Raw genomic sequence first — 14701 nt, forward strand, 5'->3', positions numbered from 1 at the left:
CTGCTCGTTGAGCATGAGCGCTAGGAGGAGGCAGCCGATATAACAGTGGGGTTTACAGGCAGCGCGGTTCGGTGAGGTCCTGCCGGCCGTAGCCCGTCTATGATGGACTATCGATCTTGCTGGTAACATCCGCGGGCTACACGCTGGAGCAAGCAGCACAGTTGCTTTATTTTCAAGCACCTGCAATTTTGGCGATTGCTTCAAGTCGATTTCTCATACCCGTCGAAGGTTAGCAAGTGCTGGAAGAGCAGTTACTGATTGAATTTGGAAGATCTCTACGCGATGACGCCGAGGACAAACTCTTGGAGCTTTCCGAGAACTTACCCTTACGGGATGAGGTCGCGCTTACCGAGGTCGTTCTTGGATACCTTGAGGAATCGGGAGCCATAAGCGAGCACGATCTGTGCCCCCATCAGGATCAGGCTGGACATCGGCCGTGCCGGATAATCGGCTATTCTCTTCCGGAAGATTCATCGAGGCTTGAACTCTTCACCAGCCAGGGCAGGAGCGTCGACCCCGTCCTTGCACGAAAAGATATAGCGCGGCTGTCAGGTTGGGCCGCCCGCTTTTTTGAGTACGCCGCAAAGGGCGACCATGCTCGCTTCAGCAGCTTCCAGCCGGTGCTCGAAGCTGCGGAAACCATCAGATCACAACTCTCGCGTATTCAGGAAGTGCGGGTCCACGTTCTTACCGATGCGAGGGTGCGCGATCGGGCTGTCGATGAGATAACTATATTCGGCCGCCCAGTCGCCACCGAGGTTTGGGATATAGAGCGCCTTTATAGGGCAGCAGGCGAGGACATTACCCGTGACAGAATCGAAGTGGATTTTACCAAACTTCTGGGACGACCTTTAGCTTGCTTGGAAATGCGCCCTCGACCTGCGGACTACGAGACGTATCTTGTCATCTTACCGGGAAAAGCCATTTTCGACCTTTTTGACCTCTATGGCGCTAAATTGTTCGAGTTCAACGTCCGGTCGTTCCTGCAGGCAAAGGGGGCAGTGAACCGGGGCATTCAAAAGACCATTAAGGATGAGCCAAGCCGTTTCTTAGCCTACAACAATGGGCTTACTGCAACCGCTGATGAGATAGTTGTGTCAACTTGGCATGGCGAAACGGTCATCAATAGCCTGAAAGGCCTTCAGATCGTCAACGGCGCCCAGACGACGGCGTCGATTCACCGAGCGTTGAAGGTCGACAAGACTCCACTCGACGACATTGCCGTGTCTATGAAATTGACCTTGGTGCCCCCGGAAAACCTAGAAGAGTTTGTTCCCCTGATTGCTAGGTTCGCAAACACCCAGAATCCAATTCAGGTTGCAGACCTTTCGGCAAGCGACCGCTTCCACCAGCAGTTCGAAGCCTTGTCAGAGTCGGTCTGGCCTCCTGGAGAAGAGAGCCGGTGGTTTTATGAACGAGCCCGCGGCTCCTATCAGATGGCGCGAAACCGGAGCGGATCGACGCCGGCCAGAAGGCGGGAGTTCGATAAAACATTTCCGAAAAGTCAGCATTTCGGGAAAACTGAAATCGCGAAGTACCTCATGACCTGGTGGGGCCACCCAGACATCGTGAGTCGCGGCGCACAGAAAAATTATTCCGCGTTCATGTTTGGCGTCAGGGAAAAAATCGGAGAGGAGGGAGAGCTCGATAAGACCTTCTTCCGCGAAACCGTTGCTAAGGCCCTGTTGTACAAGGCCGCACAGACGGTTGTTAGGCGTGCGCGCCTTCCTTCCTACGGTGCGAATGTGGTCACGTATATGGTTGCAATTCTCGCCGCCCAGCATGGCGAATCCCTCGACCTTGGCGTTCTTTGGGAAGAACAGCGAGTTTCGGCTGAGATGGAAGCTATGCTCGCCTCCTGGGCTCCGCTTGTTCACTCGGAGATTGTGAGCACGGCCGGCAGTCGAAATGTTACCGAATGGTGCAAGAAGGAAGACTGTTGGGCTGAGCTGAGCGGCCTTCATCTTCCTATTCCCGAAACGCTGCCCGCCGAGTTCCGTTCGAAGGCCTCCACGGTCGCGCGAGGCACTGTTGAACCGCCGGAGGATGATGAGCAGGCCACCATACGAGAATGCATGGGCATCGATGCTGTTGCCTGGACGAAGGTTATGGCCTGGGCGGCCGCGTCTAAAGACGTCGACGACTATGATCAAAAAGTCGCCCATACCCTGAGTGGCTACGCAATGAACGGCTGGGTCAAGCAACCGTCATTGAAGCAAGCTGCTCGAGGTGTTCGAGTCCTTCAAGCGGCAAGGGCGGAGGGCGTTCTGCCGTAATACCGACCCTAGTATTCGGGTTTGATGACACTTCGTCTACCAGGTCTGGTCCGTGGAGATTTTCTCGCACCCCGACCGGTTTCATCGATTTTTGTGGGATTGCTAGGCTGCTCCAGCGCGGTCTTTACCGCCGTCGCGTTCGCTTCGCGTCGAGCGTTAGGCTTCCATTTGCTCGCCTCAGCGATGAAGTCTTCGTCCCCAATCGCGTCGCTCACGAGATCGGCGTCAAAGCTCACCTGCACAAGAAGAGGGAACCTGACTGCTTGCCCGGACACTATCCCTTGCCCTCGTCCGAATGCTTGCAAAACGTTGGCGTCAGCCTCCGACAGGTTCTCCATCACTGACCTTACGAAGCTCTTGTCACGCGGATTCACCAGCCGAAGAACAAGGAAGCTGTTGCATTGAGCTAGTGTGGTTTCATCCAGGCGGGACGGTCTTTGTGAAATCAAGATGAGGCCGGTACCAAATTTTCGACCTTCCGTGATGACCTTGCGTATTGTCGGCAGCGAAGGCGTCTCGTCGGTGCCTTCCTGCCGGCTCGGAATGAAGTTGTGCGCTTCCTCGATAATGGCCTGAAAAGGAGGAATAATCCCTGACAAAGTAGAACGATGCGCAAAGAGCGCTTCAAGCACCATGCTCACTATTGCGGACTGATTTAGGTGATCGTATCCCGCCAGATAGAATATTGACACCGTACGCGGCGCAACAATCTCATCGGGACTATCTGAAGGATCAGGCATCTCCTCGAAGCTGTAGTTTTTAAACCTTGGTTGCTCGCGCAGTCGCGAATTGTTTGATTCCATTTGTCCGAGATTCGCGAGCACAAATTCAAGCGAGCGCTTTACGACGTTTATGGTGCCAGACCTAGTATCGGAAAGCTCGTCCGCAAGTTCATGATCGTCCTTCTGTTTTCCCCGCTTCTTGGCCGACACCGCTTCCGCATGGCCAATCATCCGCTTCAAAAATGACGACGCCGTCTCACCATCCTTCAGCGGTGTGCTGTTCAGCAGATAAAAATAGAATTGCTGCTGCGCATCGGTTAACCGCTTACCCATCTTGTCGATCAGGTCGGAAATAATGCTAACATTATCCCGCCTGACACGAATAACTGGGTAGAGTACTTGCACCTTCGTGTTCGGAAATTTGTCTCGCTTCTCGTAGAAGCCCAAGTAGTCACCATGCGGGTCGAAAATTACGAGCGGATACCCAAGGTCGATCAATCCTCGGATAATCCTCCGCGCGGCAACCGTCTTGCCTCCTCCGGTCATCGCCAAAATGGCTAGATGACGTGAGACTATGTCGCGAGCGGAGAGGCTTACCTCGACATCTGCTCTGGCAATAAGGCTTCCGACCAGCAGTTTTGGCGGAGGCGGGTCCGTCTTGTCGTCGTCGCCTGTCAACAGTTTCCTGATTGCATCGGCTGACGGATAAAGCACTTCGGCGGAGGGTTTCACCGGATATGTTAGTGGTGATAACTGGGCTGCGCCGGGATCGTCGCCGAATGTAGTTCCCAGGATCAGGACATCTGCCTCCAGATGATCTCGGCTACCTGAGAGGACAGTGTCTAAGAACCTGATATTTTCATTAGCAAGTTCCTGAGCTGCTTCGGCAGGAAAAAACGGATTGAAGCGATCGATGGAAATGATGCGACCCCAGACGGTTGCGACATCCTTATTCCCAGCGCGCGAAACCGGCACCTCAACTCGAGTGGCCACGATGTCACCGAGCTTAGCTTCCATGCTTTTCAGAATGAAACTGTATCGGCCGGTCGATGCTTCCCCGACGACGGTGCCTATGCGTGGCCAAGTGCTGGCGCCCACTGATGCTGGGGAGCTTGTCATTTATCTACCTTTTCAAACCGTCGGACGAAATAACCAGTCGCGGCCTTTGGCTGCAAGCACACGTTTTGCGAAAGCGATAGTCCGAGGATCACCGCTTTCTATGGCTCTGCGAAGCAAGACGACCTGATGCTGACCCTTGACCCCCCTGCTAAGCCACGATGGAACTTTCGCAAAGCGATCTGCGATGTCGAGGCCAACGGGGAAACCATAGGAAGGCAGAAGACGGCTAGTATTCAGGATCAGCTCGACAACTTCCTCAAACTCCTTGGCCCCTTCAAAACCTTCTATGCGGAAAGGCATCACCGCCTCCGAAGGTTTCAGGTAGGTGGTCAGGGCGTTCGGGTAGTCTCGGATTGCCCGCTTCCATCCTTCAGGCCACTTGCTTTCTGGACCCTGACGCATGACCGGGATAGGCGTTACGTACTCTCCTTCGCGCAAGACGACGTCGAGAAGGGAAGAGTCGTTGAGCCCGTAGGACCGGATCTCTAGCTCAAGGCTACTGGCATCCCGCTCTTTCAAAACCTTTTCTGCTTGAAGCCGATCAAGGATTCGCCGCAATAGAACCGGATCCTTGCCGATGGAACGCTCGACGGCGCCGACAACGGGTGTCCCCGTTGCCCTGAGGCGCTCGAGAAGGTTCAGGTAAATACTGACAAACTGTCGGTCGCGTTCATCTCCGATCCAGCTCGGATCGTCGAGAAACGTGTTACAAGCCTCGAGTCCAAATGCTGGAAAGTCGTCAAGTCCATATGGAGCGACAGGATTGATCAAGGGCCCGTGGAGGATCACCGCATCCACCTTCTCGCCGCCAGTCTGCTTTGCGAGCCGGTAGCCAGCCGATATTTCGCTGGCCATTCTTGCAACATCGCGCAATTTCGCGACGTCAACGAAGTCGTCATCGAACAGAAACGCCGAATCACTGAACAGATCGTCGACCAGGGCGAGCTCGATATTGAACCGCTCGCGGTTCTCCGACTCATCGCCGGGTCTTACGGTGTAAGACCCTACTCGAATTCCGATCGGCGCCGCAGAAGGCAGGTCGATGCTTGCGACGCCACCGTCGACGAAGGAATAGGCTTTACCACGTCTGGTTGGCCAGTAGGTGTTAGGATCATATGTAATGCTTCGCAGAAGATCGTTGTTTTCGAGTAGAGCCCTGACGGTTGTGGCTATTGCAGATAATTTCGCAACAAACGCTGTCTGGGTGTCTTCTGATTGATGCCGTGCGACGTAAAGCATGTTCGCCAGGAAGTCGCCCTGACTGATGCGCAGCTCTATCCGATCTCTTATCTCTTCTTCGGCCATCATTCCCCCTGGCGGGCAAGTTAGCTTGTTCCTGGAAGAGTTCAACCAGCGTTTGAGACATCTCACAAGCAAGACGATTGCTTGCCTGAAAATCATCCCGGAGAACCGAATGGCGAAGAAGACAGTCCAACGCCTGCATCGCGGAGACATCATGAGCGCGGAAACCCGAAGTCGCGTCATGAGCAGGATTCGCGGCAGAGACACGGGACCCGAACGGTTAATCGAGGTCATGTTGAATGATCTCGGCGTCAACTTTGACTCCCATGTTCGCTCGCTTCCTGGACGTCCCGACTTCGTACTGGCTGAACATTCGCTTTGCATTTTTGTGGACGGTGATTTTTGGCATGGTTATCGCTTCAAGGAGTGGCGTCTGAAGCTGTCCGAGCCTTGGGAAGCGAAAATTAAGAAAAACATCCGCCGCGACGCCCAGAACCGTCGCCTGCTTAGAGCTGCGGGCTGGCAAGTCCTCCGCATTTGGGAGCACCAAATAAGAAAAAGTCCGTCGAACTGTATAAGGCGCATCAAGAAAAGAATCGCTCAAGGGTTGCCCTACGGCGGGAAGCCTGGCAACATCGAGGAAAAAGCGAGTTCGGGCGGATCAATTTAGGTGATTTTTGAGTAGTTTCAGAGGGATAGACCTGTTCTGTGGTGCCGGCGGAAGCAGCTTAGGCGCCCGTGCGGCTGGCATCGAAATGGTCGGCGCAGTCGACGGATGGGAGACGGCAGCTTCGACGTACCGCGACAATTTCCCGGACGCCAAGGTCGTCAACACGATCCTGGATGATCGCACCGGCCCTGAAATCTTCGAAGGAATTGGCAAAGTCGACTTGCTAATCGCGTCTCCAGAATGCACGCATCACTCAATTGCAAGGGGTGCCAAGCCCAGAGACGAAAACAGTCGACGCTCAGGCTGGTTCGTAATGCCGTTCGTAAGAGAACTTGAGCCTCGATGGGTAGTGCTGGAGAATGTCTCTGGCATGAAGCGCTGGGACGGGTTCCAGGAGCTTATGGAGGAGCTATCTCTCCATTACCACCTCCGTACACAAATGCTCGATGCTGCAGATTTTGGAGTTCCTCAAACACGGAAACGGCTCTTCATCGTAGGGGACAGGCAAAGGAAGCCCGCGAAGATAGTGGGATCCGGAGATTGCTCAACCGCCTTCGAGATACTCGACGACGTCTCTGCATGGAAGGCGAGAGATCTCTTCGGAGGACGCCTCTCTGAAAACACAATGGCGAGAGTAGCGCGAGGGATGAAGGAGCTTGGGGAACGGCAGGACTTCCTTGTCGTCTATTATGGTTCAGATCGCGCCGGAGGCTGGCAGACGCTAAACCGGCCATTGCGCACATTGACTACGGTAGACCGGTTCGGTCTCGTTCGGTGGGTAGATGGAGTTGCTACTTTCCGAATGTTGCAGGTATCGGAGCTACGAAGAGCAATGGGCTACCCTTGCGAGGCGGTGCTTCAACGAGGCTCAAGGCGCGATCGCGTCAAGCTCCTTGGAAATGGGGTTTGCCCTCCAGTAATGCAGGCCGTCGTGACGTCGCTGGTCAATGGAGCCTCCGGAGCAGTTGGTGACCGGTCCCCGCGCCTCAAGGCCGGCGCGCATATCGACCTCGCCGCTTAGCGAGATGCATGTATGCGGGTCTTCACGGTAGACGAGATAGCGAGCAGTGATCTCATTGTAGATGCCACATACCAGGGAGGGAGGCGCGGCGGCGCGGGGGACGATCCACTACCGAGTCTTATAGGCGTCAGCACAGGAGGCGGCTTCCGCTATCGAGGACGCCTCGACCGACTTGAGCTTGTTGCGCTAACGTCCAATAAGCGAGATCCAGACTGGCCGGACGCCCTGGATCGCGAAACGGGAATCTACACTTACTACGGCGATAACAAAACTCCTGGTCGAGAGCTGCACGACACTCCACGGTTCGGGAACGAGATCCTGCAGCGTGTGTTTGCGAATGCTGAACGTGGGAGGGCCGGTCGTGAATGCGTTCCCCCAATTCTCGTATTCTCGTCGGCCGGCTTCAGGCGTGATGTAACGTTCCTGGGCCTTGCAGTCCCTGGGACTGTTGGCCAGTCTGGCATGGAGGACTTGGTTGCCCTATGGAGGACACGTGATGACCGCAGGTTCCAAAACTACCGTGCACGCTTCACAATCTTGCGCGTGGCTTCAGTCCCGAGACGATGGCTAGCCGGAATAATCGCCGGCTCCGGAAGTGATGCTGACGCTCCACCGGAGTGGCGGACATGGGTGGAGACTGGGCGCATAACCCCTTTGCTCGCGCCCAGGACGATTCAGCATCGGCGACGTCAGGAACAAGTGCCCTCTACTGCTGCTCACATCGAGATTGTCGGCGCCATACACCGGTTCTTTGCTGATGATCCACACGGGTTCGAATCTTGCGCTGCCGAGCTGGTCAGAATGATGCTGCCAGACGTAACCTCTTTGGACGTGACAAGGCGTTCAAGAGACGGAGGACGCGATGGTGTCGGTCAATATCGTATCGGTTCCGGCGACAGTGCAATCCTCGTAGACTTCGCGATCGAAGCCAAATGTTACGCTTTGAACCATGCCGTAGGTGTGCGGGATATGTCGCGTTTAATCTCCAGACTGAGGCACCGGCAGTTCGGCGTCCTCGTTACAACGGGTTACGTCGATCAGCAGGCCTATAAGGAAATCAAGGACGATCAGCACCCCATACTTGTGCTCGCTGCGGTGGATATCGCAGCGTTGCTGGTACGTACAGGCTACCCAACGGCTGGAGAGGTCGATGCGTGGCTTAAGCGATCGTTCGCCGCAACGTTATGAAAGGGCCTTCTTAAATGCTTTCGGAAGACGAGCTTGGACGCTTGATTCGGAATCTTAAGCTGTCAATCCAAACAGTGAGTGCCTGCGGGCATGCCCTGCGAGTCACGGTAGCCGACATGCTCGGAGATTTCGATGACCTACAAGCTGCATCTGCCAGCCACAAGGAAGTTAAGCGTCTCTGCGAAATGCTTGACCGGGCGATAAAAGACAACCGCGATCAAAACCGGCAGGTCTTCGAAATTCTGGGATTCAGGTAGGTTTGCATCTGGAGCGCCCTCCCTTGGGGCGTCCGGGGTTTTTCAATTTCGCCAGCTTGTAGCTCAATTTTGAAGTTGCTCGGCACCATCGGATCGGTTATCCAGGTCGAGCAAAATGCCTGTGGGTCCACGTAGCTCAGCAGGATAGAGCACAGGATTCCTCAATTGGGGGTTGTACTGGGAAACCTATACAATCATTCCGCTCAAAGTCGGGGGACGCTTCGCTGGTCTTTCAGCATGCCAATCCCGAGCCAAGCCCCAGAGAAATCCGGGGAAGTGTGTAGAGACTGGACGGGCGGCACCTAACGGCTTGATGCCCATGGTGAAGGGACAGTCCAGACCACGAACGCGGAAGCGGCGGCGAAAGCCGAAGTGGTATGAATCCTGGGGTCGGAGGTTCGAATCCTCTCGTGGACACCAATCGTCACGACGTCAATCAAGCAGGTTGGCTGCTCTTGAGCCCTTGTTGCGGCTGTCGACGATGTCCTGCAAGCGGTCGAAAAGACTTCTTTCCATTACGATTGCGCCCGAAGGAACTCGTCGGGTTGTACGAAGTGCGAGGTCATCGAGTTCAAAGCCGGCAATGAGTACAGTCTGCAGGAAGTGTTCAACTTCGTCCACCAAGTCATCCTCCCCATGCTCTGGCGCCTTTCGTAATGGCACGTTCTCCGCAATGAATTGGCGGAGCACGTTGTTTTTATGCCGCAAACTATGGTTAGCTCGGATCAGGTCATCGGTAAGTCGCCTATCGTCTCCTGTCATATGGGACCGGTCGTATCCTTCAAAATCGCCGGTCTCACTTATGATTGGCGCCGTGGCGCCAGAGAGCAGTTCCTCGAAAGCATTGCGCCAAATGCGGTGCATCCCAGCGTATCGGTTATTAATGCTCCTGGGCGCCGGCGGCTGCTTACTCAGTAACCCACATTCTTCGGAGATAGCTGAGGCACTTGGATAAACTGGCGAGCGGCGCATAAGCATGCGTAAGCAAACATCTCGGATGAGTATGTTATTTTTAATCTGCCTATCGGATCGCCTCGGCCCTTGTCTCTTAGCAAACTCTAGCTCAAGACTCTCGATCAACAAGTCTGACTCTCTTACGGCAGCTTGTATGACATTCTCCTTACGCTTTGTCATGCCGTGGCGATTCCGACACGTGCTTGCGCTTTTCGGGGTAAGCGAGCAGTTTCGACAGCGGTGATGATGCTTTGTTGGATCAGGTCTCGGACCTGTTTATCGAGCTGTACGTCGCGTACGCGAAGCTTCCCTTCTGAAATCGCGGTCATATCCTGGCGAGACAACCCCGCCGCCATCAGTCTGCGAAGATCATCGTAGGCGCGCTGTCGCTGCGGCTCAGAGACGTCGTCCATCAGGCTCAAGGGGATCTGGCCCGCCCAGTTCGTGACTAAATCAAGATACCTACGGCTGCTGCTTTCGACCTTTTCGTCAAGAAGCAAAGGATACCACCGAGCAGCCAATGCCAGGGCGTTGGCATCTTCCATGGGCGATATGTATTCTTCCATGGAAGTGAGATCACTCGCAATTAGGCTGGGTTCTTTCAAGAGTTGGTGTTCGTCTTCCTCAAGGATAGCGAAACATGCAGTTACCAATCGCTGAACATTAAAACTGGCTCTATCAAGTAGCTCGATCTCAGCGCCAATCTCATCAATCCTATTATATAAGACTTGCGATGTGGCGTGCTGGTATTCTCGAGTTATCTCCCCTCGTTTCTTTTGTTCAGAGAGCGCATTGATTTCATTTTGCAAGCCGGTCCGACGTTCGCAAGCGTTCTCGCGTCGCACATATAGAAGTCGACCGAAAAATATCAGTTCCTCGATCCATGCTGGTCCTGTGACGAAATGCCTGCACATAATGCAATTCCGTGCACCGCCTTCCGGGAAGGTGTATTTTTTGCCCCTTCCGCTGCCGCCTTCCAGAAGTCGACCATCGCTACAACGAGTTCCACTGAACGGACAGAAGCCTATCCCTACATGCGAGCAGGGAAGCTTGTTGGCAACGTTGACGGCCGCTTCGACTGCATCGTGCTCAAGTGAGGTGGTATTTCGCCGGGCCTGCTCTACACCAAAGACCTTCATATCTCGAATGAGTGCGTCTTGCCGGCTCACGCGGCCCTCCACCCTAGACTTTTCAAGTAGTTCATTGATGCGAGAGGGATGAAAGAGCAGATAATAGATCGTCATCGTAACTGACGCGTGTCCCGCGACGACCTTGCTTATAATTTCGATCGGCACGTTCTGCTCATGAAGGATGGTGAGGCCTCGCGCCCTAAGGCCGTGAAGGTTATAATCGCTCGCCTGAGGCTGCCCGGTTCTTTCCTGGTACGACACAAATTGAGCTTGATGTTCTGGATTGGCAGCATTCCATCGGCGCTCAACTTCCGACATCACAAATGCCCAGGCCTTGCTGAGAACGCTAGACGATGGCGGTTGGTTGTATCGTTTGCTCCTGTTACTCGCCGGCATACGAAATAGCAAAAACGCCGGCGGCATTTTCTCAAGCGCCGAACGCGTCAACTTCTCTTCGTCATCAACATATTTTTCTGGTGGCGTCGGCTCGGATACCGGATTGTAAGTTTGCTGCCAAGTACGCAGTTGCCAGAGAAGTTTATGCAGTTCCTGATGCTGCCATGGAATGTCGTAGGGATCGCCGGTCTTGTTTGTGGTGACAGAGAACCCAGTAATCTCTGGCACCACCTGTTCGTAGCGCTTCGCGTAACCAAAATGAGGCACATGCTTAACCTTCGTTCCGCGAGCCTTACGCTTCCAGTACCCAGCATGTACGCTGTTGTTTTCACTCCACGTAAGAGTGTCACCGTTGAACATCATTGTGTCGCCCTCGCCGCTGTCGAGGCGCTTCATCTGCGCTTGACGGAGCGGGAGAAACATAAGCGCGAGTAAGAGGCTTGGCATGACCGGGCAATAAATTGAACGCATCTCGCCATTCACAAGGACCCGCTCATTAAAGTAGCCACATCTACCAGGCCAGCCACTTTCACCTTCCTGCAGTAATTCGAGGGCCAGATCGAACAGGAACGAAGGCAGCGGATTCGACGTCGACTCAATATGTTTCTTTGTGGTGCTTCGCCTACCGCGCTTCTTTCTGGTCCAGTCACTCTCGTCTGGATCAACGAGGTCGACAAGAATCCGGCCGGCGGCACGTGTCTGAAATTGTTCCAGCGCGAATTGAGAAAATCGGATTGCCCGGTTTACTTGGTTCAGGACGTGATCCGTTGCATTTCCTCGCCGGTCGCATAGGTAAGTTGAGAACCGCTTGCCTTTCGTCTGCGACCCGAAGATCAGATCTTTGATCGACGCACCTTGGCAATCGGTATTTAGCCAATTCAAGAGATCCATCGCCAATTGCTGGGTGTTGTGCCGTCCAATTCCTTCGTGCGCGCGAAATTTCTCTATTAGCGAAAGTAATTGACGCTCATTCGCAGTTGCATTTCGTTCAATCTCGGCCCAGGTACGGGATCCACCGTATGTTCGGCGCGTATTCACGGCCTTACTCAGGAAAGCGACGTCCCCGAATTGACGGTGACAAGCCCGTGCGAATTCTCGGACGCATTGTGGGCCAATCTCGTCGGCTCCCCAGACCTCTGCGCGAAATCGAAGCCCGTCTCCCGTGCGATACCAATCCAAGACCGCTAGCATCAGGTCTGAAAGATGATGCTCCGATCGGCTGGGCGCCGTTGATGAGAAACAAGCTACCGCCAGGACGCGATGAAGAAGACGCTCGCTCTTTATCGGATCGGTAGCCAAGTTTAAGAAAGAGAACAGCCCGACCTTCCGAAGCGTCGCTACAAGTTTACGGCCGAACGAGGAAGCTTTTACTAGCCGCACGACAACTTCGGCGTTGGTGAATCCTCCTAGCTTGCTGTGAAAAAGGTTGGGCGAGAGGCAGCAACCGGATGAAGCGATCAGATCGATAGCCGCGGTCGCCTTATCATCAAGATGCCGATTGCGTCCAAGTCCGAGAAGAAAATTTATAGCCTCCAGGATAACCGGCTCGACCGGTCCATTCCGATCGCGATTGAAGTGGCTTACTCCTTTGTTTAAAATCGCACCTTCGTCGCAGAGTGACGCCGTCATGGGCCCGATCTCCTGTATCTGGCACGGCTTCTTTCTTTTTGCGCAGCGAGCGCCTCTGCTACCGTACGGCTTCTAGCTTGGTTTTCCCTATTAGCGGCGCCTGATAGTGCATCCGAAACCTCTTGTGCCGTCGGTTCGCCATAAGGCAGACCAGAAAATGGGCTTAGGTGATGGAGGCATCGCTGCAGAAGCGTGCCTTTTTCGTCGTAGTTTCGGATAGAGTGGGCATAGAAATGCCTGCCACCATGGGGCGTCGTACCGTAATCCCTGCCGTAGGTGAGTCTGAGATCCCCAGTGTCCTGGCAGATTGTTCTGACAGCCGATCGCCATGCGCTATCGAAAGCAGGTTTAGTCAGGGGCCCTCCCACGTCTTCTGACTGCTCATCACCCACGAGCAAAAAGGGATGATCAGGGAGAGCGAGCGCCCGCCGCTGCTTCATTAATGCCGGCCGCACCTTATAAAGGTACGTCCAAAACAACGATGAGATCCACCTTTTGACGTCGTCCGGGAATGGCAACCATTGCAGGGTTGCGCCGGCGGCCATGCCTTTCCAGCCGGCGTGGAGCCTCCCATCGTCTACGTTTCGTGGGGCATAACCAAAGTCGCCCAGGACGTCTGCTCGCGAGCGCAATCGATTATGCCTGTCAGTGACTTTACTTTCCGCGGGATCATGGAAGAAGATCCAAACCATCCCGTCTACGAACTGCACGTCCTGCGTCCAAAGATGTAGAGGCTCGCTCTTTCTCTTGCCGCCGAAGAAGATGATCACGGCCATAAGCAGAAGAGCCGTAACGCCTTTGTTTACGATATCTCCTATTCCGCTAAAGGCCATTTGCACGACGTACTCCTCGGGAAACGCTTTAAACTTCGGTGCCGGTTTCTGGGCTGGTATATCGTCGGCCAAACTCTCAATCGGTTTGTCGCGAACTCTGTCGATGTAGGAGAGCAGGTCGACGTTATTCTTGATTTGTTGATGCGCAGACTGGGCGCCGTACAATGGGTCGCGGAAACGTTGACTCTTTAGTGCATCTGACCAACCGTTGAGGTGCCCTCTGCCCTCAGACCATTTCAGACAATCGCTCAAGGCGCCTAAGAGCTTCTTAGCTTCGGTCTTCCCTTTGCCGCGCCAAACGAGCGGTCCATGATCAGTCAGGCCTGGCAACCTGACGCCTCGAACCAGCGCTTTCGCGAATGCCTTTAATAGATACCTTTTAGCGTCGCCATCGGGGTAGCGCCGAACGTACCTCTCCAAGTTACTGGCGAACTCGATTGTGAAATCTATCAGTAGCCCCAATATCCTGGATCGGAGCAGCATCCATTCCGAGCTTCGGTCGTCATTCCCGTCAAAATACAACAGCAGAAAGTCGACGTAGATAAACTGGTGCGTTCCTGGGACGAGCGGTTCGAGAATAATAAGCGCTGGATACCGTCTCTTCGAAGACGAATGGACCGGCTGCCACAGCACGATGTGATGTCTCGTGTGTTCGAAGCCCTTACTGCTTATTGCCACCGTTGACCTCGTTGACCGCCGACGCATGCGTCTTCTCCTGACTGAGAGCGTGACCGAAAATGGTGGCCGCTGAAATTTCGTTAACTGCCCCTCAGCGCTCTTCGTCCCGTCCTCGGGATCAAGCGTTGCTGGCGCCTATCCGTGCACGCGAGGGAACCAGGGCGGCATTCAACGGTCAAGATGAGCGCGAGCGAAGCGTTGGCCGGTCAGCCGTGAAGACGATTTTCAGCTTCCACTGGGTAGTGCGAGCAGTGATGTAGGTGACAGCTCGAATCCTTTCTCTGCGACGCGTTTCCAGCAAAATTTCAACATGTTACCAGGGCGCAGGCGAAGACAACGCTCGCGATTGTTTTAGCGCTGAGTCCTTTCTAGGACGCAGTAAGCTTTGGCGCTCTCAAGCTTGCCTGTCACAGGATTCCCCGAGGGGCTTCGAAGGACTCCCGGTTGACGAACATTTGGCGTTATCCACAGGATAATCCGGGGCGCACGAGCAACTCTTTGCGTTATGCTACAAGCTTCTTGCTCTTTAGGCACATCGCGAAGACAGACGGAGGGGAATTGAGAATGTCAATCATCAGGCCGATGT

9 protein-coding genes are annotated in these 14701 nt (G+C 54.4%); 4 read left to right on the forward strand and 5 right to left on the reverse strand.

Annotated elements, in window-relative coordinates; genetic code table 11:
• Positions 1-236: 236 nt before the first annotated feature.
• Positions 237-2276 carry an AIPR family protein gene (locus ACK83U_RS13990; RefSeq protein WP_412474640.1) on the forward strand — a complete coding sequence of 680 codons (2040 nt, stop codon included), beginning with the start codon at positions 237-239 and terminating at the stop codon, positions 2274-2276.
• Positions 2277-2284: 8 nt separating this feature from the next.
• Here the strand turns inward: ACK83U_RS13990 and ACK83U_RS13995 are convergent, their stop codons facing one another.
• Together ACK83U_RS13995 and ACK83U_RS14000 are read right to left on the reverse strand one after the other, a co-directional pair.
• The gene (locus tag ACK83U_RS13995; protein ID WP_412474641.1) at positions 2285-4117 is read right to left on the reverse strand and encodes an ATP-binding protein; all 1833 of its coding nucleotides are present in this window, start codon (positions 4115-4117) and stop codon (positions 2285-2287) included.
• Positions 4118-4129: 12 nt separating this feature from the next.
• Positions 4130-5422 carry a DNA double-strand break repair nuclease NurA gene (locus ACK83U_RS14000; protein WP_412474642.1) on the reverse strand — a complete coding sequence of 431 codons (1293 nt, stop codon included), beginning with the start codon at positions 5420-5422 and terminating at the stop codon, positions 4130-4132.
• A gap of 109 nt (positions 5423-5531) precedes the next feature.
• On the opposite strand from ACK83U_RS14000, the gene ACK83U_RS14005 reads away from it, so the two are divergent.
• Genes ACK83U_RS14005 through ACK83U_RS14015 form a run of 3 tightly spaced genes read left to right on the forward strand, consistent with a single transcriptional unit; the run spans position 5532 to position 8238 of the window.
• The gene (locus tag ACK83U_RS14005; protein ID WP_412474643.1) at positions 5532-6029 is read left to right on the forward strand and encodes a very short patch repair endonuclease; all 498 of its coding nucleotides are present in this window, start codon (positions 5532-5534) and stop codon (positions 6027-6029) included.
• Between the two features lie 7 nt (positions 6030-6036).
• A complete protein-coding gene (locus tag ACK83U_RS14010) occupies positions 6037-7050 on the forward strand; it encodes a DNA cytosine methyltransferase (RefSeq protein WP_412474644.1) in 1014 nt (337 codons plus the stop codon).
• Between the two features lie 12 nt (positions 7051-7062).
• Entirely contained in the window at positions 7063-8238 is a 1176-nt protein-coding gene (locus ACK83U_RS14015; protein WP_412474645.1) for a restriction endonuclease, read from the forward strand.
• 689 nt (positions 8239-8927) lie between these two features.
• On the opposite strand, the gene ACK83U_RS14020 is transcribed toward ACK83U_RS14015, so the two are convergent.
• The 3 genes from ACK83U_RS14020 to ACK83U_RS14030 all read right to left on the reverse strand — a co-directional run bounded on the left by ACK83U_RS14020 (position 8928) and on the right by ACK83U_RS14030 (position 14142).
• Entirely contained in the window at positions 8928-9359 is a 432-nt protein-coding gene (locus ACK83U_RS14020; RefSeq protein ID WP_412474646.1) for a hypothetical protein, read from the reverse strand.
• Positions 9360-9625: 266 nt separating this feature from the next.
• Entirely contained in the window at positions 9626-12604 is a 2979-nt protein-coding gene (locus tag ACK83U_RS14025) for a VPA1269 family protein (protein ID WP_412474647.1), read from the reverse strand.
• Positions 12601-14142: a hypothetical protein gene (locus ACK83U_RS14030; protein WP_412474648.1), complete on the reverse strand. Its 1542-nt coding sequence runs from the start codon at positions 14140-14142 to the stop codon at positions 12601-12603. The genes ACK83U_RS14025 and ACK83U_RS14030 overlap by 4 nt, the downstream gene beginning before the upstream one ends.
• Between the last annotated feature and the right edge of the window lie 559 nt (positions 14143-14701).

This window comes from Rhizobium sp. WW22 (genome assembly GCF_047041135.1).
GTDB lineage: Bacteria > Pseudomonadota > Alphaproteobacteria > Rhizobiales > Rhizobiaceae > Rhizobium.

What these genes read in the sequence shown, in the direction of transcription:
- ACK83U_RS13995 (WP_412474641.1), bottom strand. Translation starts at nt 4,117, where the DNA reads ATGACAAGCTCCCCAGCATCAGTGGGCGCCAGCACTTGGCCACGCATA.
- ACK83U_RS14000 (WP_412474642.1), bottom strand. Translation starts at nt 5,422, where the DNA reads ATGGCCGAAGAAGAGATAAGAGATCGGATAGAGCTGCGCATCAGTCAG.
- ACK83U_RS14005 (WP_412474643.1), top strand. Translation starts at nt 5,532, where the DNA reads ATGGCGAAGAAGACAGTCCAACGCCTGCATCGCGGAGACATCATGAGC.
- ACK83U_RS14015 (WP_412474645.1), top strand. Translation starts at nt 7,063, where the DNA reads ATGCGGGTCTTCACGGTAGACGAGATAGCGAGCAGTGATCTCATTGTA.
- ACK83U_RS14020 (WP_412474646.1), bottom strand. Translation starts at nt 9,359, where the DNA reads ATGCACCGCATTTGGCGCAATGCTTTCGAGGAACTGCTCTCTGGCGCC.
- ACK83U_RS14025 (WP_412474647.1), bottom strand. Translation starts at nt 12,604, where the DNA reads ATGACGGCGTCACTCTGCGACGAAGGTGCGATTTTAAACAAAGGAGTA.
- ACK83U_RS14030 (WP_412474648.1), bottom strand. Translation starts at nt 14,142, where the DNA reads ATGCGTCGGCGGTCAACGAGGTCAACGGTGGCAATAAGCAGTAAGGGC.